This window comes from Flavobacterium daejeonense DSM 17708 (assembly GCF_000425425.1).
Classification (GTDB): domain Bacteria; phylum Bacteroidota; class Bacteroidia; order Flavobacteriales; family Flavobacteriaceae; genus Flavobacterium; species Flavobacterium daejeonense.
Window position 1 is genome coordinate 318,924 of sequence record NZ_AUDK01000001.1, and the last position, 23,966, is coordinate 342,889.

The window sequence follows — 23,966 nt, forward strand, 5'->3', positions numbered from 1 at the left end:
GGGCAAATTTAAAAATAATTTATATTTTTCACTCAATATCACACAAAATAAGCAACTCCATAACAAACCACCCCTTTTTAACCCTCCCAAAAGGATTTTGTTATAAAAAATTATCAATTTCAAAGAATTTAACACTTTTCAATGTGAAAAACATTTTATACATCCTTTAAAATTGAAAGAAAAAAAGCTTTAAAATATAAAAAACTAAAAAAAAGTTGTAATTTTTCATTGAAGAAAACAACTTATTTTGTTGACAGCTTTTAGTTTAACCTAAAAATACCTGTTATGAGAAAAATAAACGCCTCCAAATCGATCGTTAGCTTACTCTTTATAATCCTGCTTTTTTCATGCAGGAATAAAAATGAAGAAAGTCAGCTTATCAAAAAAGAAATCACAACAGAACAGGAAAAAACCACTTTTGACAGCACCGCAGTAAACACTTTTTTAGAAACCTACCCCTTACTGAAAAAATACGAAGCCGACCTAAAAAAACTCTATCAAAAACACCAATACCACTACATCTGGTTTGACAAAGAAGGGATAAACGAATTTGCTAATCTTCTTTACGACAAAATCAATAATTTAGACGAAGAAGGCATTCAAATGAATGTGCCGTATCAGGAAAAACTAGAAGAAATTCACAATAATTTCGACAAAAAACTCAAACCATCTACAGAAACCGAACTCCTGTATTCAGCCTGGTACCTGTTTTACGCTACGAATGTATATCACGGCTTAGACTCCGAAAAATCAGCCGCTACGGAATGGTACATTCCCCGAAAAAAAATGCCTTATATCAGCTATCTGGATTCGCTATTAACCAATCCTTCTCTAATAAATAAAGAAGAAAAAAAACTAATCAGCCAATACTTTTTACTTAAAAAAGCCCTTCAAAAATACCGCAAAATTGAAAAAGCAGGTGGCTGGAAAAACATTAGCATTGACACCACGGTTAACGCTTATAAAATTGGTGACAGCGCGGCAGTTATTGCACAAATCAGGGAACGCCTATTTTTATCTGAAGACATCCAAAACAATTCAGGCAGCGCAATTTACGACAAGGAATTGTCTAAAGGAATCTTGAACTACAAATCAAGAAGAGGCATGCTTTCCAGCAGCATTATTTCAAAATTACTGATTGAAGATTTAAATATTCCGGTAGGTGAAAGAATCAAAACCATCATTGTCAATATGGAACGTTGCCGATGGGTTTCGGAAGACATTCCAAAATCTAAAGAATTAATCGCCATCAACATCCCTTCTTTTCAGCTTTCTTATTTCAAAAATCAGGAAGTGGTATTGCGCTCCAAAGTCGTTGTTGGAAAAACAATGAACAAAACGGTAATTTTTAGCGCTCCGATGAAATACATTGTTTTTAGTCCGTATTGGAATGTACCGAACAGTATTTTAAAGAATGAAATTCTTCCCGGAATTGCCCAAAACGAAAATTATCTGGCTGAACACGATATGGAATGGAACGAAGGCAAACTGAGACAAAGACCCGGACCAAAAAATTCCTTAGGACTGATTAAGTTTTTATTCCCAAATTCGAATGACATTTACCTGCACGACACTCCTTCCAAAAGTTTGTTCGAAAGAGAAACCCGTGCCTTTAGTCATGGCTGTATTCGCGTAGCAAAACCTAAAGAACTAGCTATAGAAATCTTAAAAGATGATCCAAAATGGACTCCTGAAAAAATTGAAGAAGCCATGAACAGCGGTAAAGAAAGTTGGTACACACTAAAAAATAAAATTCCGGTTTACATTGGTTATTTCACCGCCTGGGCAGACAATGACGGAATCATTCATTTTTACAACGATATTTACAAAAGAGATGAATTATTGGCCAATTTGTTATTCCAACAATAATCCTTTTCTTCTCGCATAAAAAAAAGGCAGCTCACTTTTTCAAGTAGCTGCCTTTTCTTCTGTTATAAATTTAAATCAATGTGATTTTTGTTTTTCAAAAGTAGTAGTCAATGCTTTTTTCACCTTTTCCAATGCCCCTCTGAAAGCTTTCTCATTAGTATCATCATGTTCCGTTACAGCCAAAGGTTGTAATTTTGCGGGACGCACTTCAATCAGGCAACGCTTGTCTTTAACACCCTCTTTAGCACTGTTTTCATGACCAAAATGCACTTCAATACGGGTAATTTTTTCTTCAAAACGAGCCAAAGCTGTTTCAATTTCATTGGCAAAATACGCTTCTGCTCTTTGGTGCCCTTCAATATGTTTGTCGGTGTTAAATTGTATTTTCATAGTCTTCGGTTAATAAATTAATACTCCCCTAAGATAATCAACCACAAAACAAAAACCGAATGAATTAGTAAAAATTTGTGAATCTTATCGCAGGAGATTTTTAATGCCCATAGCAAACAAAGTAAAAGCCTGAATATCTACATTTTCCTGAATAGTCGCTGCAACCGATTTTCCGGCACCATGACCCGCTTTAACATCAATCCGAATTAAAACCGGATGATTTCCGGATTGCTTTGCCTGCAATTCGGCAGCAAATTTAAAACTATGTGCCGGCACCACTCTGTCGTCATGGTCTCCGGTTGTAATCATCGTTGCCGGATACTGCTCTCCTTTTTTTATGTTATGCAAAGGCGAATAGCCTTTTAAATACACAAACATTTCCTTGCTGTCCTGCGCCGTTCCATAATCATACGCCCAACCGGCTCCTGCTGTAAACGCATTATAACGCAACATATCTAAAACACCAACAGCAGGTAAAGCCACCTTAGCCAAATCTGATCTTTGTGTCATTACAGCACCAACCAGTAAACCTCCATTTGATCCTCCGCGAAGCGCTAAAAATTCGGAAGAAGTATATTTTTCTTTTATCAAATATTCCGCTGCAGCGATGAAATCGTCAAATACATTTTGTTTGCGTAATTGCGTTCCCGCATCGTGCCATTCTTTTCCATATTCTCCTCCGCCACGTAAATTGGGGATAGCCAAAACACCTCCGTTTTCCATCCAAACTGCATTAGCAATACTAAAATTTGGCGTTAAACTGATATTAAATCCGCCGTAACCATACAAAATCGTTGGATTTTTACCGTCCAATTTTAGTCCTTTTTTGTACGTAATCATCATTGGAACTCGGGTTCCGTCTTTGGAAGTATAAAAAATCTGTTTGGATTCGTAATCTTCCGATTGAAATTGACATTTAGATTCCCGATGTACTTCCGATGCTCCTGATTGGGGTTCGAAAGCATAAATTGTTCCCGGAGTAAAATAATTGGTAAACGTAAAATAAACCTTCACATCCGTTTTCTTGCCGCTAAAACCACTGGCCGTTCCTAAGTCCGGCAATTGCATTTCGCGAATTAACTTTCCGGAATAATCATATTGTTTCACCAATGAAACCGCATCTTTCATATAATGGGCAAAAATAAATCCGCTGCAAGTTGACGGTTCTAAAACCTGATTGGTTTCCGGAATTAAATCTTTCCAGTTTTCCGGAGCCGGATTATCCACATCGATTAGCACGATGCGTTTATTAGGCGCATTTTTATCGGTTACTACCAACAACTTCGAACCTACATTTTCAAGCACATTATAATCATTGTCATAATTAGCCACAATAGTTTGCAGGACACTATCCGAATATAACAAATCCAGCACATACAATTCGTTTCCATAAGTAGAATTGGCCGCTGTGATAACCAAAAAACGGTCATCTTCCGTTACATTTCCACTCACATAACGGCGTTTTTGGTCTTCGCCAAAGATTACCTTATCCTCTTTTTGTTTTGTGCCCAGTTTGTGGAAAAACAATTTATGCTGGTCGGTTTTAGCCGATAATTCACTACCATTTGGTTTTTCATAACTCGAATAATAAAAACCCTCATTTCCTTTCCAGGACAATCCGCTGAATTTTACATCCACCAAAGTATCTCCAATAATTTCCCGCTTCAAAGCATCCATCACAATCACTTTTCGCCAGTCGCTGCCGCCTACAGAAATAGAATACGCCAACTTAGAGCCATCTTTAGAAAAAGAAAGTTCACCCAACGAAGTAGTTCCGTCTTCGGAAAAAGTATTCGGATCCAAAAAAACCGTTTCCTTTCCTTCTCTGTCTTTTCGATACAAAACCGACTGATTTTGCAAGCCATCATTTTTGAAATAATAGCTAAAATCCTCTTCGATAAAAGGCGCCCCTATTTTTTCATAATTCCAGAGTTTTTCCAGTCTTGCTTTCAACTGATTCCTGAACGGAATTTGCTCCAAATAAGCATCCGTAACTTTATTTTGAGCCTGAACCCAGGCAGCAGTCTCCGCCGAACGATCGTCTTCCAGCCAGCGGTACGGGTCAGAAACTTTGGCATCAAAATATTCATCGACTGTAGCATCTTTTCGGGTTTGCGGATACTGAATGGATTTTGATTTTTGAGCAAATGAAGTCATTATGAAAGTAAAAAATGATAGTATTAATATTGATTTTCGCATAGCATTTCACTATTGATTGAAACAAAAATAAGAATTCAAAATTCTATAAAAAAACCATTAAGAAATTAAATAAATTAAGTACTCAGACTTAACCCCCTTAACTATCTTAATGGTTTAAAAAATTGTATACTTTGGTTAAAAAACTTTATAAATTAAAATTCAACCCCAAAACAATATTTCTACCAATGTTAGGAACTCCATCGGTTTTTAATCTTGACAAATGACTAATGTATTGTTTGTCAAAAAGATTATTAGCATTCAAATTCACATCAAACACTAATTTCCCCAAATCAACCGTTCCGCCTAAACCAACATTTACCAAAGTATATCCGTTAGAACTGGTTTCAAAACCACTCACATTATTTTGATTAAAAGTCGAACACACATTCAAGGTTGCAAAACCATCAGTGAGCCAATTTTTAATTTTGAATTCAGTTCTAATTGTATTATTCCAATTATTGGCGGGAATTAAAGGCAGGTAATCCCTCCCGAAGCCTCGGGATTGTTTTTTGCCCGTTACGGTTTCAAAACTGGTTTCGTAATGCAGCCAATCCAACGGATGCGGGTGAAGATGCAAGCCAATTTCACCACCGTACAATTTGGCATTATTCTGAATATAATCAAAAACATCATTGTTTTCCAATTGAGTTCCGTTAGGCGCCGTATAAATGTAATTGTTGATATGGTTGTAAAATCCATTGACAAAAAACTCAAAATGCGTATTTCCGTATTCAAAATTCACATCAGTTTGCAGGTTTTGTTCGGTTTTCAAATTACTGTTTCCTATTTCGTAACGATTCGTTCCTTCGTGAACGCCATTCGAACTCAATTCGGCTAAATTTGGCGCTCTAAAACCCGAAGCCACATTCAATCGCATCGTTAAATTATCCGTCAGATTGGTTTTGTAACCCAAAGAAGCATTAAAACTGTCGAAAGATTTATCAATGGCTTCAAACGAACCTTCTTCACCCAAAATACCATGAGCTACGGTGCTAATTTTTCGATTGTCAAAACGCAATCCTCCCTGAATTACATTGGATTTCCATTCGTAATTTGCCGTTCCAAAAACACCAAAATCATTCGTTGTTGCATCCGGAATTAAGTATTCTTCACCAAAATTAGTATTGGTTTGGTGCATTCCCTGAATCCCAACTATCGATTCCAATTTACCCATTTTTGGCAAATAGTATTTTGCATCATAATTGAAGGTTTTTAATTTCATTCGCAGGCTGGGATCGTTACTGTCTTCAAATTCGCTTCGGTCATTGGCAATATATCCCAAATCGACATCCAGTTTCGAATTCTTTAAATAAATTACCGAATTCCAACTCAGCAAATGGTTATCGACTCCCTGTCTTGGGTAGATGGTATTCTTACTTTTCGATTGTTCAGCTATGCCTTCCTCTGGAATTCCTAAATCCAGTTTGTTGAAATTGTATCGCAAAACGGTTGAAAATGCTGCGTTGCTATATCCAATTCCCGTTTTGAAATCGGTTTCATTGTAACGGCTGTTGGTCACTCTGTCACCTCCCGAAATCTGATAATCCGAATGCGTGTTGTAACTTCCGCGAGCCAGGAATTTCCAGTTTTCCGTTGACGTTTTTACCCCAATACTGGAATTACTTCCTAAAGTATTTGAGAATAATTTTTGATCAAAATCAGCTTTTAAAGTATGAGCTTCGGCAAATTTTTCAGGATTGAAATACAAAACACCACCCAATGCATCCGAGCCATACAGCAAAGAAGCAGGACCTTTAATCACCTCAACACTTTCCACACCGGCACCATTTAGTCCCAAACCATGTTCGTCACCAAACTGCTGATTTTCTACCCGAACGCCCTGCGAATACACCAAAACACGGTTTCCGCTCAAACCACGGATAACCGGTTTCCCTATCGATGTCCCTGTAGAAACCTGAGAAACTCCGGGAATTGTTGCCAATCCTTCTATCAAAGTTGACGTTCCTTTTTTCTCCAAATCCCTCATGCTGGCGTGCTCTACTTTCATCACGTTTTGAGATTGAATTTTGTTGAAAGCGGTAGAAACAATGACCTCATCCATTTCAAAAGTGGAAGTTTCTAATTGTACATTTAAGGTGTTTTGCTTTTGAAGTTTATCAATAACTTTATTCTGATTTGCAAAACCTACGTATTGAAAACTGATTTTCAAACTCCCGTTAGGCAGATTTTTTAAAAGGTATTTTCCATTGGCATCCGTGATGGTTCCTTTATGCAATTCCGGCACATAAACCGAAACGCCTGTTAACGGCTTATTAGTATTATCAGTAACAATTCCTGAAACTACATTTTGAGCCTGTAGCATAGCCGAAAACCCCAAGAATAGGGCCATTATATATTTTTTCATTGAAAATGATTGTTGTGTTTTACAAAAAGAAGAAGCCAAATACCTATCCATTATAGCCCACGGACAAAACGGATTGAGCAGATTAGCACTGATAACCAAAAAGATTTCATACAGATAAAATCTGTATTTATCCGTTATATCAGTATAATCTGTGGGCTAAAATTTTATTTGGCTTATTAATAAAATTGTGTTTTACACAAAACATGGAGGCCCGCGATGGGCATACAAACTCCCCGGAAAGGAAAGAATTTCTTTTTGATTGTTGACAAAAAAAGGAATTGACCTGAAATCAGAAAAGAAATGATAACTTATAAATTTAGGACACAAACAACTACCAAAAGCAAACTGACAAATGGCACAATGCTCCATTGTTTTATGCTGATGAGTGAGTTCTGCCTTATTCTTTGTAGTGTCGTGGTAGCAGATTTTATGAGAAAACTGTTTCTCCAGATGCTCATAACTATGAAAAGACTGGAACAGTATCGAGAACAATACTGCTACCGCAAGCGTAATACTATATTGAATTTGCTTTCTTTTCATCAGGAACAAAGGTAAGCTGTGGGATTAAGAAATCCAAAGTATACTGGTTTTGATTTTTTCCTAAAAGCTTACACGAGAATCTGTAAGAATATTTTAACATATTTGATTAGTTAAAAAACCAGACGACAATACAAAAAAATGAAAAAAGATAGAATCGAATCGTTCAAAGATTTTTTAAATCAAATCGAACTAATTGAATTATTAGGTTATGATATTAATCTATTTCGAGGACAATCGAGTAATAAACCATTACTTCCATCAATTTGCAGAGAAAAACCAATTTTTGACACAACAGAAATTGAAAAAAAAAAAAAATGTTGGAAGATTTTAAGAGACGCTCACCTTTACTGATATCTAAAAAATTTGAAAACGATTGGGAATGGTTAGTTTATACACAACATTTTGGTTTAAAAACTAGACTATTAGATTGGACTAGTAATCCGTTAGTGGCATTATGGTTTGCTTGTGAAAATCAACAAAATATAAATAAAAATTCTTACTTATACATTTTATCTTGTGATGATGATTTACAAGTAGATTTATCTAAAAATCAATCACCTTTTTCAAGCTCACTTACAAAAATTTTAAGACCAACTTTAAACAATGAAAGAATTGTTGTTCAATCAGGATGGTTTACTGCTCATAAATATTCGAATAAAGCCAAAAGGTTTGTTACTTTAGAAACTAATTCGGCAATAAAAACAAGCTTGACACAAATTGAAATACCTGCTGATATAAAAAAAGATATCCTAAACAAATTATCAATGTTTGGAATTAATAGTAGAACAGTTTATCCAGATGTGAATGGTTTAAGTATGCATTTAAATTGGAAATATCTTATTGACAAGTAAAAAAAGCCCTGACCGCTCGGATATACACAAACGTTAGCACAGCAATGCATTCTGTATCTGCAAGATGAGATTACTTCGCTTCGCTCGTAATGACAAGATTGCGCTCAATTTTTTCTTCTAAATTAAATTTAGCCCATAAAAAAAGCTTCTCAATCGAGAAGCTTTTCTGTTTATAGTAATTTAGCAATTACACTAAGTTGTTAGCTACTAAATATTCAGCTATTTGGATAGTGTTAGTTGCAGCACCTTTTCTTAGGTTATCGGCAACAATCCACATGTTCAATGTATTTGGTTGCGACTCGTCTCTTCTGATTCTACCAACAAATACATCATTTTTACCCTGAGCAAAAAGTGGCATTGGGTATTCAAACTCTTGCAAGTTGTCCTGAACCACCACACCGTCAGTGCTTTCTAAAATACTTCTTACTTCGTTGATGTCAAAATCATTAGAAAACTCCACATTTACTGCCTCAGAGTGACCTCCTACGATTGGTACACGTACTGCAGTAGCCGTAACTGCAATCGTATTGTCGCTTAAGATTTTTTTAGTTTCACGAACTAATTTCATCTCTTCTTTAGTGTATCCGTTTTCTTCAAAAACATCACATTGAGGAATTGCATTACGGTGAATTTGGTATTTATAAGCCATATCTCCGTCAACTCCTGCATACTCGTTTTCTAATTGTTTTACCGCTTTAACACCTGTTCCGGTAATGGATTGGTAAGTAGAAACAATGACACGCTTGATGTTGTATTTTTTATGTAAAGGTGCCAAAGCCAAAACCATCTGAATAGTAGAACAGTTTGGGTTAGCAATGATTTTATCTGCTGCTGTTAATTGGTCGGCATTAATTTCAGGAACAATTAATTTTTTAGTTGCGTCCATTCTCCAAGCCGATGAGTTATCTACTACAGTTGTTCCTACAGCCGCAAATTTTGGCGCCCACTCTAAAGAAGTATCACCTCCGGCAGAGAACAAAGCAATTTCCGGTTTCATTTCCACAGCAGTTGCTAATCCAACTACTTTATAGGTTTTTCCCTGGAATTCCATTTCTTTCCCTACTGAACGCTCAGAAGCTACAAGAATTAATTCGTCATTAGCTTTAACAAAGTTTCTCTCAGCCAAAACCTGTAACATTACTTCTCCAACCATTCCGGTTGCTCCTACCACTGCTATTTTCATATTCTAATATCTTTATTTTATTAATTTCAATTTTTGAACTGCAAAAGTAATTAATATTCAAAGGAAAACAAGCGTATTCACAAAAAATAACAAAAAGTTATAAATATAACAAAATAGAAAAACCACCCCTTTCGAGGGTGGTTTAGTTGAACATATAGTGAAGCGGTATTACTTTTTTAACAAGTCTCTGATTTGAGTAAGCAACTCTTCCTGAGTTGGTCCGGCTGGGGCAGCAGGGGCAGCTTCTTCTTTCTTTTTCATTTTCTCAGCAGCTCTCAACACCACAAAAATAAAGAACGAAATAATCACAAAGTTGATAATCGCCTGAACCAAATTACCATAAGTAATCACAGCAGCTCCGGCAGCTTTAGCAGCAGCTAAATCGGCATAACTATTTCCGTCTAAAGAAATAAATTTGGTCGTAAAATCAACTCCGCCGGTAATTAAACCAACGATTGGCATGATAACATCATCCACCGCAGATCCTACAATTTTACCAAATGCGCCACCAATAACAACAGCAGTCGCTAAACTTAACACATCGCCTTTCATCAAAGAGGCTTTAAAATCACTGAAAAATCCCATACCTTATAATTTTAATTAAACTTGATTCAGATTTCTAAATTACCATTTTTTTTAACAAAACAACCCTGAAATCTCAAAAATCAAAAAATTATCGATAAAAAACCCGTTTTACCCGCTGCGAAATACTCGTCAAAATCTCATACGGAATCGTTTGAAGCTGATTAGCCATATAAGAAACCGAAGGGCTTTCGCCAAAAATAATCACATCATCACCTTCTAAACAGTCTATTTCGCTCACATCCACCATCAACATATCCATGCAAACACTACCCAAAATTGGTGCTTTTTGGTCTTTAATCGTCACAAATCCTACACCGTTGCCCCAGGCTCTTCGGATTCCGTCGGCATAACCAATCGGAATCGTAGCCACTTTAGTCGTTTTTTCGGCCATAAAACGACGTCCGTAACCCACACTGTCTCCGGCTGGAATCGTTCGGATTTGTGAAACAATGGACTTTAAAGTTCCCACATTTTCCAATTCTTTTTGTTCTTCGGCATCGTTAGAAACCCCGTAAAGTCCGATTCCTAAACGCACCATGTCGTACTGCGAATCAGGAAAATTACTGATTCCTGAAGTATTCAAAATATGTCGAATCGGGTTTATTTCTAATTCGCGAATAATTCTAGAAGATAATTTTTCGAACAAACGGATTTGCGACAACGCAAATTCATAATGATTTACATCGTCGCTCGTGGCCATGTGCGACAAAATACTTTGTACTTTAACGGTCGAATTCCCTTTTAAAGTCGCAATCAATTCGTCCACGGTATTTTCTTCAAATCCCAAACGATGCATGCCCGTATCCACTTTAATGTGAATCGGGAAATGTTGCAGATTTTTTTGTTTGGCTATTTTTAAAAAGGCGTGCAGACCTTTCAAACTATAAATTTCAGGTTCTAATCCGTACTGAATAATTGCCGGAAAACTGGTGCTTTCCGGATTCAAAACCATAATAGGCAATTTAATTCCGCCATTTTTCAACGAAATTCCTTCATCGGCAAAAGCCACACCCAAATAATCTACTTTGTGATGTTCGAGCAATTTGGCAATTTCGAGTCCGCCGTTTCCATAACCAAAAGCTTTCACCATAACCATGATTTTTACTTTTGGTTTCAATTTCGATTTAAAAAAATTCAGATTATAACTAATCGCATTGAGATTAATTTCTAAAACTGTTTCATGAGTTTTCTCTTCGAGCAGTGTCACGATTTCCTCAAAATGAAACGAACGCGCTCCTTTGATTAAAATACTTTCATTGGAAAAATCCAATTTCTCAAAATTGGCAACAAAATCGGCGGTGTTTTTAAACGTAATACAATTCGAAAATTGCTCTTTAAAGTGCAAAATCGTTTCTCCTATTCCGATAACACGATTGATTTTATTAGAAACAATCAGCTTGGCAACCTTCGCATACAATTGTTCATTGGGAAATCCACTTTGAAAAATATCCGAAAGAATGACCGTTTTTTTATGAAATTTATTTTGACTTTCTAGAACGTCCAAAGCAATTTTTAACGACTGATAATCCGAGCTGTAGCTATCATCAATCACAGTGCAATTGTTAATTCCGTTTTTCACTTCCAGACGCATTTCGACCGGAAAAAGCAGTTCCATTCGCGCCTGAATCACCTCAACTTCGTAACCAAAATGCAGCATCACCAGCAAACAGGAAACGGCATTCTCTACCGAAGCCTTATCTACAAAAGGGATTTTCAATTCATAAGCACTTCCTTTGTATTGAAAAACCAATACAGTTTCCTGATGTGAAATTTCTTTTTTGCTCACAAAAACATTGGCATCTTCCTCTTTAAAACTCCAGGAAAAAGCTTTCGTATTCGGGTTGATGTATTTTTCAATCACACTGCTTTTTGGATAAATCAAAACAGCGGCATCTTTAAAAAGCTGCATTTTTTGTTGGATTTTCTGTTCCAAATCAGCAAAACCTTCATCGTGCGACGAACCAATATTGGTCAAAACACCTATATTGGGTTTGATGATTTTTTCCAGTTTATCCATTTCATTCACCGTAGAAATGCCGGCTTCAAAAATCCCCAAATTATGCTTTTCATTAATTGCCACCACCGACAACGGAACGCCCACCTGCGAATTGTAACTTTTAGGGCTTCGAATCACATTATAATCCGGACTCAACAAGAAATTAAGCCATTCTTTGACAATAGTTTTTCCGTTGCTTCCGGTTAAACCTATAATTGGAAAATAAAAACGTCCGCGATAATAAGCAGCAAATTGTTGCAAAGCCACCAGAGTATTTCCGACAATCAAAAAATTGGCTTTAGCCGCGCAATCGTCGGGAATTCGGGTCACAACAAAATTCTGAACGCCAATGGCAATTAAATCCTTGATGTAATGATGGGCGTCATTATTGGATCCGCTCAAGGCAAAAAAGAGGCTGTGCTCACTGTTTTGCAACGAACGACTGTCTATAGAAATGTTATCAATCAAAGCTTCGGGATTTGTTCCCTCCCATCGGGCATTTAGAATTGAAACACTATTCTCAACGGTTATATTCATGAAATTAAATTCGGGTTAAGGCAAAAAACATTCTCAAAAATAAGACTTCTTTTTCAATTGAAACCACACAATTTGCGTTAAAAACAGGAGCACAGTTCAATTCTGCCCGCAATAAAACAATGTCATTTTAATAGTTTCGTTATATTTGTGATTCTAAGCCATTTCACAATGCCAAAAAAACTTTTCCCATTCTTTTCTTATCTGTTTCATCCGGTTTTCATCCCGATTTATGCCACGCTTTTTTATCTTTTTTCCAATCAGTCGTATTTTTTTAACAAAGAAAAATATTTGGTTTTACTGGAAGTAAGCGTTATTACTTTTGCTATTCCGATTCTTTTCTTTGTCCTGCTGCGCCTTACCGGAAAAATCACTTCGATAATGGTTCCGGAATTGTCCGAACGAAAATTCCCTTTGGTTATTCAATGTTTTCTGTTGATTCTTTTGGTCAAAAAAAGCATTACCCTCGAACGCTATCCCGAACTTCATTTTTTCATGCTCGGCGCTTTGTCCAGCACGCTCATTGCCCTGATTCTTTTATTTGCCAATAAAAAAGCCAGTTTGCACATGACCGGATTAAGTGCGCTTACTTTTTTCATTTTTGGATTGAGTTTGCACCACCACACGGCTAATACCGCATTGATTATTTTCATGGTGCTGATGAATGGTTTTGTAGCTTCCTCCCGATTGATTATGAAAGCACATACCCCTCAGGAATTGGTTACTGGTGTACTTTTAGGAAGTATCCCACAGATTCTTCTGCTTTTTCTTTGGTTATAAAATATAGAAAATCACACCCACATTTAAGGATTTCATATTGATCTTTTGACCATCGACGCTAATGGATTTAAAAATCGGATTCAAACCGTAACAGGCATAAACATTCAGCGTATTAAAACCAGCCGAAAGGTATAAACTGTAGAGTAGTTTGTTAAAATCATCGTTATTTGTAATTACCGTTTTGCCGTTATCATCCACCAATACCGATTTACTGTAAGCCAGATAGCTGAATTTCACACCGCCATAAATGCGCCAAAACTTGTAACTTTGATAAGTAGAAGTACGCCAACGGAATTCAAGCGGAACATCGATTAACAACTGAGTAAATTTGTTTTTATCAAAGTTTGACTGCGAACCTAAAATTGTATAAACCGCATCCTTAGCCGTTCCGGTGATTCCTAAATTCTCATTGTAATTATTATAACTCAAACCCAAACCTGTCGCAAAAGCTTTTGTTCGCAGTTTATTAATAGGCATATCCCTCAAAAATCCGCCCGAAAGCCCGATAGAGAATTTTTGTTGTTTCAGGCCTATTGGTTTTTGCTGTAAGGTGTTGTAAATAAAAGCAAAATAAAACTGATCTTCTCTGTATAAAGAATCGATTTTTATTTCTTGCGCCACATCAGAAACCTTATTTACTTGTGAAAAAACATCAAAAGCACTCAATAGTAAACAACAACTAAGTAATAATCGCATATTGATTTTGTTTTTAAAATGATTCATTCTTTTCAAGATTTCTTTAGGCATTACAAATATAGGATATTAACCGTTTTTTGTTTTACTTATCGAATGTAAAATATACAAGTACTACGATAATCATTTATAATTATCAAATCCTAACCAATGCTGTTTCTTGTTTTTATCAATAGTAAACACATGTTCTTCTTTACCATTTGTATTGTCTTTTAACCATAATAACGAATTAGCGGGTGTGCTATAATAAAGAACCGTATCTCTGGCAATTTGTCTGCCTAAAGTTTTCCATTCCTTGTCCCAATAAAACAATTCATATTCATCTCCTGTATTTATATGATTACCGTCATTTCTTGCCTGAAAAGCAACAGAATGGATCAGTGTAGGTTTCTTAAACTTTAATCCTAATGTAAAATCTCTACCTCCAGAGTAGGAACCGGGATCGTCATCAAAAACACCGTTATCCCATTTCAGAATTGCATTGTTTTCTTTAACAACTTCTCCTTTCAATTCTTTTCCCTTAGCATCGTAAAAAGCCAACTTGACTAAAAAAGATTCTTTTTTATTGGAATAAAAACGAACATACCTAAATTTTTCCTGCTGCTTTAGTACCATCTTTTTTAAATGGGTGCTGTTAAAATTTGATATCCGATATAATGTTTTTGCATTATCGAAATTTTGATTATTGGCTCCCTGCACTAGATTATCATTCAGACTTGTCATCCAGTCCATTTTTGTTTTAGTTTTTGCCGAAGTCAATCCATATTTTCTAACTAAAGGAACGGAATCCAAAATAAATTTTGAAGGTCTGAAAAAATGAATTTTTTTAGTGTTATCTACAAAAAAAGGATAATTGATCGGATTAATCGAATTACCATCCTGATTGGCTGCCAAATACAGCACATTAACCCCTATCCCATTATATACATTATTTTCGTCTTTGCACTTTCCATAAGAAACTGGTGCCCATTGACTATTTCTATCAAAAACATATAATACAGGTTGAGATTGCGGTGTATTTAAAATATTATTGATTGTAATATTTACCGTTGGGACATATTCTGCTGTCACATCTTTTGCCAATGGTGAAAACGTGAAGTCTTTTTGAAAACTATAGGTAGCTCTATTCACCTTAGGGATGCTTTCTCCTAAATATTCCTCTCTTACATCCCCTTTTCTGGATACATCTGTTGAATATTCTTCATCTCCATACTTCACATATAGCCAGGAATGCCCCATCGAATAATGATTGCCCCAATGAGATATCATCTCCTTGGCACTTATTATTCCTAAAGATCTAAATACATTTACCAAATAATTTACCCCATCATCACATACCCCCATTCTGGATTTTTCAATTTGGCTGATACTTAATGGAATGGGATAAAGTTCTCGCATTTGCCCAACAACTGTAAACCTAAATTCGGATTTAATAGAATCCGCTATCGAATGTAAAGTAGCCCCATTTTCAAGTTGCTTATAAACCCATGAATACTTTTTAGCTAATTTTTCACGGGCATCTTCTTCAATAGGCTCATCACTATTCTTATAAGGTAAAATATAATTGCAAAAATCATTAAAAGAAGCTTTCTTTTTTTTGGGGATTTTATTCCAAGCCTCAAATGATAACTCAATAGTATTAATTAAGTATTGAGAGGTTACAGTCTTGACATCAGAAATTAATTCCGGTTTTGGTATATTTCTTTTTTGTGAAACCGAATCCATTAACTTTTCAAATATACCACGACGAAACCCATCCATGGGATATTTGTTTATACTATCAAATACACCTTCAAACCCGGAAACAACAGATTGATACGAATAATGATTAGCCATATTCTCTATTAAGAATACTGCAGCTTTATATTTAAGGCTATCCTCAGAATTGTCCTTATAAAAATTTAACACTTTTTCCAATTCCAATTTATTATCTCCTGCTTTATTCAATGAATCTTTCAGAACGCTGTCAGCTCTACTACAAGAGATTAAAGCTAAAAATACAAGTTGTAAGTATATGATTGTTTTGAATTTACGCATATTTTATGAGATTATTTGTGATTTAAAGGATTTTACTTTTTAAATATTTAGTTCTATTTAAATTTGTGGCAGTTTCAATTTAAGAAAAATCGGCAAATAAAATAATATTCCTATTAACGAAAACAATAAGCCTCCTATAGAACCTACCGCAAACGAAAACCAAAACGCCTCATTTTGCCCGCCCCATATAAAAGGGATTAAACCTGCCATAGTAGAAATAATCGTCAACATTACTGGAATGATTTTATAATTAAAAGCTTTAAAATATAGTAATTGTGGATTTCTTAAAGGATATTCTTTTCTTAAATTGTTATAATCATTTATGATGTATAAAGCAGCATTTACGCTAATTCCGCATAATAATATAAAAGAAGCATACCCCCCTTGATCAAAATTGAAGTCAAAAAGATAAAACGTTAGAAAAACACCGATAAAAGAAATTGGTATCATACTAATTATGACAAAAGGCTGCTTTAAAGATTCAAGTAAAACAGAACAAATGAAAAAGATAATTAAAATGACCACAAATATGAAATAATATTGTTTCATATCCTTTTTATCCCATCCTCCATACGAATTTTCAAATACCCTGTAACCTACCGGTAATTTATTTCCCAACTCTTTTACGTTATCTTCCCTTACTTTTTTAGCTAATGGCTCTGTTCCTATAAAATCATATTCAACCGTTAAACGATATTGCTGATTGAATTTCGAAATGGAGTTTCCTGTTTTTCTTTTTTCGATAGCAGCCATTTGGTCTAATTTATATTGATTGTTTCCAATACTGATAGGAACATGTTTTAAATCCCAAACATTGACTTTTTGGTATTGATCAGACATTAATTTAACTTGTTGCAATTCATTATTAGCAATAAATGCCGTTACACCGCCGGCATGGGTTTGATTTCTTAAATACGAATAGAGTCCTGTTTGGTACACCTCCGCCATTGCCATTTTTTCGGCATCAAAATCTAAAAAGTATTCATACGAATTACCATTGCCCCAAGAATTACCATTGGTTATATCTACCTCTTTAATCCTCGAAGAGGAGTTTGTTATCAACTGTGATTTTAAAAGCTCGGCATAAGCGTATAATTTATCATAATTATAGCCTTCCAGTATAATTCTGTTGTTTTTGTAGTCCGATCCTAAAGCATTCGAAAAACCCTGACCCACACCACTCACTGACCAATCCAGTCCTCCCAAACTGATGGCTTTGGATTCTAACAAACTTTTTAACTTAAACGGAAAACCATTAAATTCACTTTCTTTTTTAAAATAAATGGAAATGCTTGAATTTTTATAACTCCCTATATTGGTCTCAAATAATTCTACTTCCTCAAAGCTGCTGATGTAATTTTCCATTTTAATAATTACCTCATTAAGTTGCTCAATTGTACAACCATCGGGCATACTGCCACTGACCCTCAATGTGGTTCTCTCCGGATCAGAATAGTGGGAGTTCTCATAAACATTTTCAGTAAACAGTCTAAGAGAGCCTCCGAGTATTTTTTCTAATGTTGGTTTTATGTCATCGTAAAACCATTCACTGCCAATGGTACTATTATACGTTTTTTCAAAAAAGCTATTGCCCTTTATTTCTTTTGGTAAAAACTGTATTGGCAAACCAAAACCCAACAATAAAACAACAATAAACAACCATTTAAAACGTGGTTTTTTAAATGCTAAAATCAGTTTGTGATAATAATTTGTAAATTGGATTATCCTCCTTTTTCTTGAAAAAGCTTTCTTTTTGTCGTTGACACGCATTTTTTCCAAAAGTGCCGGAACAAAAAATAATGCCACAAATAATGAAATGCCTATGTTTATAGCAATAACTAGAGTAAAATCCCTTAAATTGGCTTGCACAGATTCATCCAATAAAAAGGTGGACAATAAGGCACCCGTAGTAGTTAAAGTTGTTGCTAAAATAGCTAAAAACACTTTTTTATCCCCTTTGTTCCTCAGGTGATCTATCATAATAATACAATTATCAATAATGATTCCTAAAGAGATTGTAATACCGGCAAAGGAATACAATTGCAATTCTACCTTTAATAGATAATAGAAGATTATCGCAATTAAAAGATTGGCAATAATGCTAAATAATAAAATCAATATGTATTTTAAGCTTCGGCTTGTGACTAAAATGAGCAGAAATAATATCAATAAGGAGAACAACATCTTTTCTTCAATTTTTTGTAGTTCTTCAGCAATGTATTGAGAAGTATCATTGGTTAATTTCAAGCTGTATTCCCCTTTTATTTCTCTTTTTAAATGATTAATTTCCTTTTTTACTTTATTAGCCGCATCAATCGTATTGGCTCCTTTTTCGGTATAAACGACCATATTGATGGAATTTTTACCGTTTATTCTAAAATAAGCCTGCATAGGAGCTTCTTTATATTGGGCTGTGGCAATGTTCTTTAGATAAATAATTCTATTTCCTATTTTCTTTATCGGGATGTTATCCCAATCAATTGCTGTTTCCTGTTTATAGCTTAATACCAATGCAATTTCCTGAATTTCAGCATTATTTTTAGAGACTACACTTCCGTTTCCTAATTGCTGGGTTTGAAAATATTCGCGAATGGCATTTTCAATTTCATTAACTGATATCGAGAGTTGTAACAGTTTATCCGAATCATATTTTATCACCCAATCAAAAGGATCAGCACCATATACCGATACTTTATTTACGCCTTTTATGGTGGCTAATTTGGGGAGTAGCTCATTTTCGGCATATTTCTTAATAAGATAAGGACTCTCACTGGCATTGATGCTATAGGTTAAAATAGGAGAAGCATTCTCATTGGCTCCGCTAATGGACAATTGCGGATAACTCACTCCATCAGGAAGATCGGAATAGGTTTGACGAATTAGATTGGCCATTTCAAATCGAACGGCATCCAAATCAGTATTCTTTTTGAATTGAATATTGATGGATCCGTTTTCTTTGTTTGTGGTAGAATTTATCTCTTTAATCCCTTTGACCGTATTGAAAACGCCTTCTAATTTAGAGGTTACTTCCTGTTCTATAACTTTTGCTGAAACATCATGCCAACCATAACTAACGCTTAAAGAAGGTAGATTATTCGATGGATTCAATTGAACACTCAATAACGGAATCATACTTGCGCCAATAATAGACAGGCAAATAAAACACGTTAATATGGTAAACGAAGGGATTTTTGAAATTATATTCATCTATTTTACATTTTTAAATAATCTATCCCATTGAAATTCACCTTGATAATTTGACCATAACACACATTGTACTTTACCAATAATATTAGATTCCGGGACAAAACCCCATGCCCGAGAATCTAAGGTTTCCTTTCTATTATCACCCATCATAAAATAATAATCTTGTTTGAATGTGTAGGTAGTAGCTTTTTTATTATTTATAAAACAAATACCCTTTAACTCCTTAATCTTGCAATTCTCAGAGCCATTAATTGCTCTCTCATATAATGAAAAAGTTTCTGGATTTAATTTTATTTGCATTCCTTTTTTGGGAATCACAAAAGGCCCCATATTATCAAATGTCCATTTTATTTCAGGCGTTTTGACAAATGTCTTTCCTTCAACAAAGGTGTCAATTTTAATTTTAATTGAATTAATACAATTAACTTTCTTAAGAAAGTCTAATTCAAATTTTGATAGATTTCCTTCACTAAATTTACCACTGCAATTATTTAGCATTATGTCATTTAAAGCCAAAGAATCAAGTGCTTTATATAATTTTTTTTTGTTTTTAATTTTAAATTTATAATTGTTTTTTTCTGTGTCAGGAGAAGCAAAAAGCTTATTATTGGTATAAATTGCTGCGTTTTTAATATTTAGTGTATCACCAGGTAATGCTACACAACGTTTAACCAGAATATAATTTTTATTCCATGTAGAGTTAAATACAAAAATATCTCCCTGTTTAATTGTTGAAGTACCCGATACTCTTTTATAATCCCACCAATCTTCTTTTATTCTTTTCTTCGCCTTATCATTAAAATAAAAAGCGATGTTTATCCATGGAATGTCAAAAGGGGAACGAGGCAATCTCGGGCCATATTCAAGTTTATTAATCACAATTACATCCCCTGGATACAACAGGTTCTCCATAGAGGAGCTTGGGATTTTATAAATATCAAAGACCAATAGTCTAATAATAATCACTAAACTTAAAATAACTAAAAATAAAATGACAGGCTTTACTGTTTTCTTCAAGTGTACTATAATTTAATATTTTTTGATTAAGTGTAAAAACTGTAGTACAACTAAGGAATTGTACACAATTATTTTGAGCTGCAATAATTTTTTAACATTGCTCACCAACTCTTTTTGGAAAGATTCGTTTTTCAAAAGTATAGTTTCCACCTCATTCTTTTTCGTTATATAGACTTTTTTCATACTAGTTTCATTGGCAACTTTTGAGCTTAAAAGGAAGTTTTTTGTTTTTCTATTCTTTGTCTTTGTTTAACAGTCTTTTTAATTCTGCTTCAATATTTATGTACATGTTTTCATTTCCTCCTTCACTATAGAATGATGTAATTCCTTTAGGATTTATAATTATATTCTTTGGGAAAGATTCTCCAAAAAGTTTAGCTGTTTCATTATTTCCTAATGTTTGCATTTAATTAAAATTCTTTGAATTTAAAAAATATTTTACTTCTTCTTTTTTATCAAAGGCTATTGCTAGAAAGATGACATCAGGATTCGATTTATATTTTTCAACCAAAGAATTTAAACCCGGCATTTCACGTATACATGGGGCACAAGTTGTCGCCCACCAATTAATAACAACATATTTACCAATAAAATCCTTAATTGAAACATTATCGCTTTTTAAAGATTCAACTGTGACAGAAGGAAAAATTTTCTCTTTTTCTATTGTTTTTTCTATGTTTATGATTGTGGCAATTTTACTTTTTTGCATACTTCCATTAAGCCATAGATATTGAATTTCGTTGGTAGAAGTATTGTGCTTCAATTGAACAGAAATTTTTTTCGAAGAATTGTCATAACTAATGTCTGTAACATTGGTTGGGAATTGAGATGATTCATTTTTTAGAAGCTCAACAGTACTAAAAGTCTTGAATTTATTATTAATATAGGAGGAAATCCAATAGCCATTTGATTTACCTTGTGTCAATCCTCCAAAAACAACTTTCATGCTGTCAATTCCCGTTTCCAAATTGGAATAACTTAAATTACTCAATCCTAATTCTTTCACAATCGGTTTTATTTCTAACGGATAACCAGAAATTATTTTACTTTTCAAAAAACGCTCTTTTTTTTGTGCATTAATTGATACGCTAAAAAATATTCCAATTGTTAATAACACTAATATCTGCTTCATGAGCTATTTTTTTATTTTATGATTATTATTTTAAAAAAACATGAACCATAGGTTAAATTTAAACTACAGTTCATATCTGAATATTTAATTACCATAAGATATACGATGAGAATTATCAAATGAATTTCCTCTTGATTCTTAAATCAAAATATTGTTCCTATTTATCCATTGATGGCTTAAATCTCCTAATTAAAAAATTTTGAATTAATGATTTTAAAATACTGGTTTGAATAGTTGACAATATTTTTATTAGGAACAAATACATTAGTAACTAAATCGTTTTGCAAGACAAAGTACAAAGGTTGAGTTATTTTTTCAGCTGGAATACCTAAAGCAGATTTCAATAGATACAGTTCACCACCCAGTTTGTATTTTTTATCTAAAATAAATAAATCTCGTTCATTTCCATCTATACTTATGATTGCTACTTTTTTGTTTCCTTTTGTATATTTTTTTGACAGATAATCTAATTCATTTTCTACACAAGAAGTACAAATATTTTTATCTAGGTAAAAAATTAATTTGGGTTTATCTTGAGTTATTGATGAAAGTTTGACACTGTCTTTCGAAGCTAACTTCATTAGTTTGACATTTTTATTGATTTTATAACCTTCACTTTCTATTTGATTGAACATCATTTTTTCAAGTGTTTCTTGATTGCCAAAATCATAATTTTTAGAAGATTGAACTTCTGTTTTGTTGTCAATAGCTTGATTTTTAGTTTTCCCGATATTGCTAATTTTGTATAATAGAGAAAGATTAAACAATAGCAAAATTGTGATGATAATAGTTGTAATTTTATTTTTCATTTTTATTTTACTTTGAATAATAATAATCCTGGGTTATCTAAATTTCCAATTTTAAACTCTTTTGCAATCTCACTTGAGGGATCAATAATTGTGTAAACGGTGTTATTATCCGCTGTACCTGTAATAGTAGTTTCAATTGGTTTATTATTAAATGTTATGAGCTGATTAAAAATATAAGTTTTATTTTTCACAAGGTCGTGAATGCAATTGCTTTTCCCTTCTTTACTTAGAAATGTGAAATAAATGAATCTATTTGTTTCAAAATTGTTGTTAATAAACAATCTGTAATCTAATGTTTTTGACGAAACAGCTTGTATTTTATCCGCTAAACTAAGATTTGAGATTTTTTCTGGAAGCTTTTTTATTCCAAAATCAACATAAATTTTAGAATTATATACCCCATCTGCGAATCGATATATAGTATCGTTAAAAGCCTCTGAATAAGTAATTTTATTACCAAACCTTATGAGCGGATTTGATAATGAAAAATCACCTTGCTGATTTTTTGGAATGGCTAAAAACTTGTTTGTGATTTGTTTTTCATCCCAATTTTGAAATTTGTACCTTTTTTTAGCGGTTTCAATACCACCAGATGTAGCGGCTTTTAACAAATAATGCTTTTCAAACTTTTCTATTGAAATACAATTAAAAGGTAAATTATTTTGCATCAGATATTTTCCCGTAAAATCATATGAAATTGTTTTTTTTAAAAATAAATCTAGTATTATGACTGCTCCATTTTTTTTGTCAATGTAAAAATCAATAGGGGTTTGGTATTCTCCTGGTCCTTTCCCAATTGTTCCAATTTTATTTAAAAATTTACCATTAGTATCAAAAACACAAACAGCTTTTACAGCTTTTGTATCTAATATGTATAGTTTATTGCCATCTAAAATTATTTTTTTGATGTTACCTAAAATGCAATCATCATTTATTTCCAATTTTACATATTTGAAAGGTGAAAAATAATCACTAGATATATCCTTTTTCATAACTTGAAGAGGTACCTGAATTTTTGGCACAGCAATTTTATTTTTTTCGCATGAACTTAAGCATAGGATTGCTATACTCATTATTATAAGACTTGAATAGTATAATTTTAATTTTTTCATTTTATCGTTTTTAATAAACATCAGTTAGGAATTAAATCCTAACTGATTTTAAAGAATTTAACATTTAGTTTTTGAAAAGCAATATGCAGTTAAGTGACAACATGCCCATGTACTACTATCACAACTTACAGAACAACTCACTGTTGTACCTGATCCCATGACAGAGATTTCACCAGAAAAAGAACATGAAGATGCATTACAGCCACCTGCTGCACATGTTGGCTTAGTACCTCCTTCTCCATCGGCATGTGCAACATTCATACTCATTAAACTGGCTAAACTGGTATCTGAAGTAGAATCATTAATGGTATTAATATTAAAAATCATCATTACAGTAATCACTGCAATACCTAAAATTCCTATTATTTTTTTCATTCTATAAAATTTAATTGTTTAAAATGGGTTTTTAAACCCTTTTGTACTTGTTGTTTTTGCAAAGTGGTATAGGAATGTTACTTTTGCGGAACATTACAACGATTTTGCTTTAAGTCATTATACGAAATTATAAAGACATCATCTTTTATAAAATCTTCCTCTGGGTTGTGGTCTATGTCATAGGCTGCATTTTTTTAAGTTAAACATTGTCAGATTTTTTTAATTTTAAAACCCAGAGGATTTGTTTTATTATCTTACAAAAAAAACACCCTTGAGGGACAAATTCTGTCAC

General features: G+C 33.7%; 19 protein-coding genes. 3 read left to right on the forward strand and 16 right to left on the reverse strand.

Annotated elements, in window-relative coordinates; all coding sequences use genetic code 11:
- The first annotated feature begins 285 nt into the window (after window positions 1-285).
- Entirely contained in the window at window positions 286-1,869 is a 1,584-nt protein-coding gene (locus tag H599_RS0101360) for a L,D-transpeptidase family protein (RefSeq protein WP_026712472.1), read from the forward strand.
- Window positions 1,870-1,944: 75 nt separating this feature from the next.
- On the opposite strand, the gene H599_RS0101365 is transcribed toward H599_RS0101360, so the two are convergent.
- The 4 genes from H599_RS0101365 to H599_RS20680 form a co-directional block, all read right to left on the reverse strand.
- Window positions 1,945-2,259 (reverse strand): HPF/RaiA family ribosome-associated protein, encoded by a 315-nt coding sequence (locus tag H599_RS0101365; protein WP_026712473.1) that lies wholly within the window; start codon window positions 2,257-2,259, stop codon window positions 1,945-1,947.
- An 84-nt stretch (window positions 2,260-2,343) separates the two neighbouring features.
- Window positions 2,344-4,458: a prolyl oligopeptidase family serine peptidase gene (locus H599_RS0101370; protein ID WP_026712474.1), complete on the reverse strand. Its 2,115-nt coding sequence runs from the start codon at window positions 4,456-4,458 to the stop codon at window positions 2,344-2,346.
- Window positions 4,459-4,603: 145 nt separating this feature from the next.
- Complete coding sequence (locus H599_RS0101375) at window positions 4,604-6,823, reverse strand: TonB-dependent receptor (protein WP_026712475.1); 2,220 nt, start codon at window positions 6,821-6,823, stop codon at window positions 4,604-4,606.
- Window positions 6,824-7,015: 192 nt separating this feature from the next.
- Window positions 7,016-7,363: a hypothetical protein gene (locus H599_RS20680; protein ID WP_155960711.1), complete on the reverse strand. Its 348-nt coding sequence runs from the start codon at window positions 7,361-7,363 to the stop codon at window positions 7,016-7,018.
- Between the two features lie 314 nt (window positions 7,364-7,677).
- Between H599_RS20680 and H599_RS20205 the strand changes: the two genes are divergently transcribed.
- Complete coding sequence (locus H599_RS20205; protein ID WP_051590594.1) at window positions 7,678-8,214, forward strand: FRG domain-containing protein; 537 nt, start codon at window positions 7,678-7,680, stop codon at window positions 8,212-8,214.
- Window positions 8,215-8,401: 187 nt separating this feature from the next.
- Here H599_RS20205 and H599_RS0101390 read toward each other — a convergent pair whose 3' ends face one another.
- The 3 genes from H599_RS0101390 to H599_RS0101400 form a co-directional block, all read right to left on the reverse strand.
- Window positions 8,402-9,397: an aspartate-semialdehyde dehydrogenase gene (locus H599_RS0101390; protein WP_026712476.1), complete on the reverse strand. Its 996-nt coding sequence runs from the start codon at window positions 9,395-9,397 to the stop codon at window positions 8,402-8,404.
- 168 nt (window positions 9,398-9,565) lie between these two features.
- Window positions 9,566-9,982: a large conductance mechanosensitive channel protein MscL gene (gene mscL / locus H599_RS0101395; RefSeq protein ID WP_026712477.1), complete on the reverse strand. Its 417-nt coding sequence runs from the start codon at window positions 9,980-9,982 to the stop codon at window positions 9,566-9,568.
- 88 nt (window positions 9,983-10,070) lie between these two features.
- Window positions 10,071-12,515, reverse strand: coding sequence for a bifunctional UDP-N-acetylmuramoyl-tripeptide:D-alanyl-D-alanine ligase/alanine racemase (locus H599_RS0101400; RefSeq protein WP_026712478.1), 2,445 nt, complete (start codon window positions 12,513-12,515; stop codon window positions 10,071-10,073).
- Between the two features lie 168 nt (window positions 12,516-12,683).
- Between H599_RS0101400 and H599_RS19005 the strand changes: the two genes are divergently transcribed.
- The gene (locus H599_RS19005; RefSeq protein WP_081810477.1) at window positions 12,684-13,292 is read left to right on the forward strand and encodes a hypothetical protein; all 609 of its coding nucleotides are present in this window, start codon (window positions 12,684-12,686) and stop codon (window positions 13,290-13,292) included.
- Here H599_RS19005 and H599_RS0101410 read toward each other — a convergent pair.
- The 9 genes from H599_RS0101410 to H599_RS19015 all read right to left on the reverse strand — a co-directional run bounded on the left by H599_RS0101410 (window position 13,287) and on the right by H599_RS19015 (window position 23,674).
- A complete protein-coding gene (locus H599_RS0101410) occupies window positions 13,287-13,988 on the reverse strand; it encodes a porin family protein (protein ID WP_026712480.1) in 702 nt (233 codons plus the stop codon). The genes H599_RS19005 and H599_RS0101410 overlap by 6 nt on opposite strands.
- A 120-nt stretch (window positions 13,989-14,108) precedes the next feature.
- Complete coding sequence (locus tag H599_RS0101415) at window positions 14,109-16,022, reverse strand: hypothetical protein (RefSeq protein WP_026712481.1); 1,914 nt, start codon at window positions 16,020-16,022, stop codon at window positions 14,109-14,111.
- A gap of 57 nt (window positions 16,023-16,079) precedes the next feature.
- On the reverse strand, window positions 16,080-19,229 hold the full coding sequence (locus H599_RS0101420; protein ID WP_026712482.1) for an efflux RND transporter permease subunit: 3,150 nt from the start codon (window positions 19,227-19,229) through the stop codon (window positions 16,080-16,082).
- Entirely contained in the window at window positions 19,230-20,246 is a 1,017-nt protein-coding gene (gene lepB, locus H599_RS0101425) for a signal peptidase I (protein ID WP_155960712.1), read from the reverse strand. It abuts the gene before it with no gap.
- A gap of 232 nt (window positions 20,247-20,478) precedes the next feature.
- Window positions 20,479-20,652 (reverse strand): hypothetical protein, encoded by a 174-nt coding sequence (locus tag H599_RS20685; RefSeq protein ID WP_155960713.1) that lies wholly within the window; start codon window positions 20,650-20,652, stop codon window positions 20,479-20,481.
- The gene (locus H599_RS21055; protein ID WP_051590596.1) at window positions 20,653-21,378 is read right to left on the reverse strand and encodes a TlpA family protein disulfide reductase; all 726 of its coding nucleotides are present in this window, start codon (window positions 21,376-21,378) and stop codon (window positions 20,653-20,655) included. It abuts the gene before it with no gap.
- A 185-nt stretch (window positions 21,379-21,563) separates the two neighbouring features.
- The gene (locus H599_RS0101445; protein WP_026712484.1) at window positions 21,564-22,187 is read right to left on the reverse strand and encodes a hypothetical protein; all 624 of its coding nucleotides are present in this window, start codon (window positions 22,185-22,187) and stop codon (window positions 21,564-21,566) included.
- Window positions 22,188-22,189: 2 nt separating this feature from the next.
- Window positions 22,190-23,299 (reverse strand): 6-bladed beta-propeller, encoded by a 1,110-nt coding sequence (locus H599_RS0101450; RefSeq protein WP_162174241.1) that lies wholly within the window; start codon window positions 23,297-23,299, stop codon window positions 22,190-22,192.
- A 57-nt stretch (window positions 23,300-23,356) separates the two neighbouring features.
- Entirely contained in the window at window positions 23,357-23,674 is a 318-nt protein-coding gene (locus H599_RS19015) for a hypothetical protein (protein WP_035140979.1), read from the reverse strand.
- Between the last annotated feature and the right edge of the window lie 292 nt (window positions 23,675-23,966).

Excerpts from the sequence above, each read along its gene's own strand:
- H599_RS0101360 (WP_026712472.1), top strand. The coding sequence starts at position 286 with ATGAGAAAAATAAACGCCTCCAAATCGATCGTTAGCTTACTCTTTATA.
- H599_RS0101365 (WP_026712473.1), bottom strand. The coding sequence starts at position 2,259 with ATGAAAATACAATTTAACACCGACAAACATATTGAAGGGCACCAAAGA.
- H599_RS0101370 (WP_026712474.1), bottom strand. The coding sequence starts at position 4,458 with ATGCGAAAATCAATATTAATACTATCATTTTTTACTTTCATAATGACT.
- H599_RS0101375 (WP_026712475.1), bottom strand. The coding sequence starts at position 6,823 with ATGAAAAAATATATAATGGCCCTATTCTTGGGGTTTTCGGCTATGCTA.
- H599_RS20680 (WP_155960711.1), bottom strand. The coding sequence starts at position 7,363 with ATGAAAAGAAAGCAAATTCAATATAGTATTACGCTTGCGGTAGCAGTA.
- H599_RS20205 (WP_051590594.1), top strand. The coding sequence starts at position 7,678 with ATGTTGGAAGATTTTAAGAGACGCTCACCTTTACTGATATCTAAAAAA.
- H599_RS0101390 (WP_026712476.1), bottom strand. The coding sequence starts at position 9,397 with ATGAAAATAGCAGTGGTAGGAGCAACCGGAATGGTTGGAGAAGTAATG.
- mscL (WP_026712477.1), bottom strand. The coding sequence starts at position 9,982 with ATGGGATTTTTCAGTGATTTTAAAGCCTCTTTGATGAAAGGCGATGTG.
- H599_RS0101400 (WP_026712478.1), bottom strand. The coding sequence starts at position 12,515 with ATGAATATAACCGTTGAGAATAGTGTTTCAATTCTAAATGCCCGATGG.
- H599_RS19005 (WP_081810477.1), top strand. The coding sequence starts at position 12,684 with ATGCCAAAAAAACTTTTCCCATTCTTTTCTTATCTGTTTCATCCGGTT.
- H599_RS0101410 (WP_026712480.1), bottom strand. The coding sequence starts at position 13,988 with ATGCGATTATTACTTAGTTGTTGTTTACTATTGAGTGCTTTTGATGTT.
- H599_RS0101415 (WP_026712481.1), bottom strand. The coding sequence starts at position 16,022 with ATGCGTAAATTCAAAACAATCATATACTTACAACTTGTATTTTTAGCT.
- H599_RS0101420 (WP_026712482.1), bottom strand. The coding sequence starts at position 19,229 with ATGAATATAATTTCAAAAATCCCTTCGTTTACCATATTAACGTGTTTT.
- H599_RS20685 (WP_155960713.1), bottom strand. The coding sequence starts at position 20,652 with ATGCAAACATTAGGAAATAATGAAACAGCTAAACTTTTTGGAGAATCT.
- H599_RS21055 (WP_051590596.1), bottom strand. The coding sequence starts at position 21,378 with ATGAAGCAGATATTAGTGTTATTAACAATTGGAATATTTTTTAGCGTA.
- H599_RS0101445 (WP_026712484.1), bottom strand. The coding sequence starts at position 22,187 with ATGAAAAATAAAATTACAACTATTATCATCACAATTTTGCTATTGTTT.
- H599_RS0101450 (WP_162174241.1), bottom strand. The coding sequence starts at position 23,299 with ATGAAAAAATTAAAATTATACTATTCAAGTCTTATAATAATGAGTATA.
- H599_RS19015 (WP_035140979.1), bottom strand. The coding sequence starts at position 23,674 with ATGAAAAAAATAATAGGAATTTTAGGTATTGCAGTGATTACTGTAATG.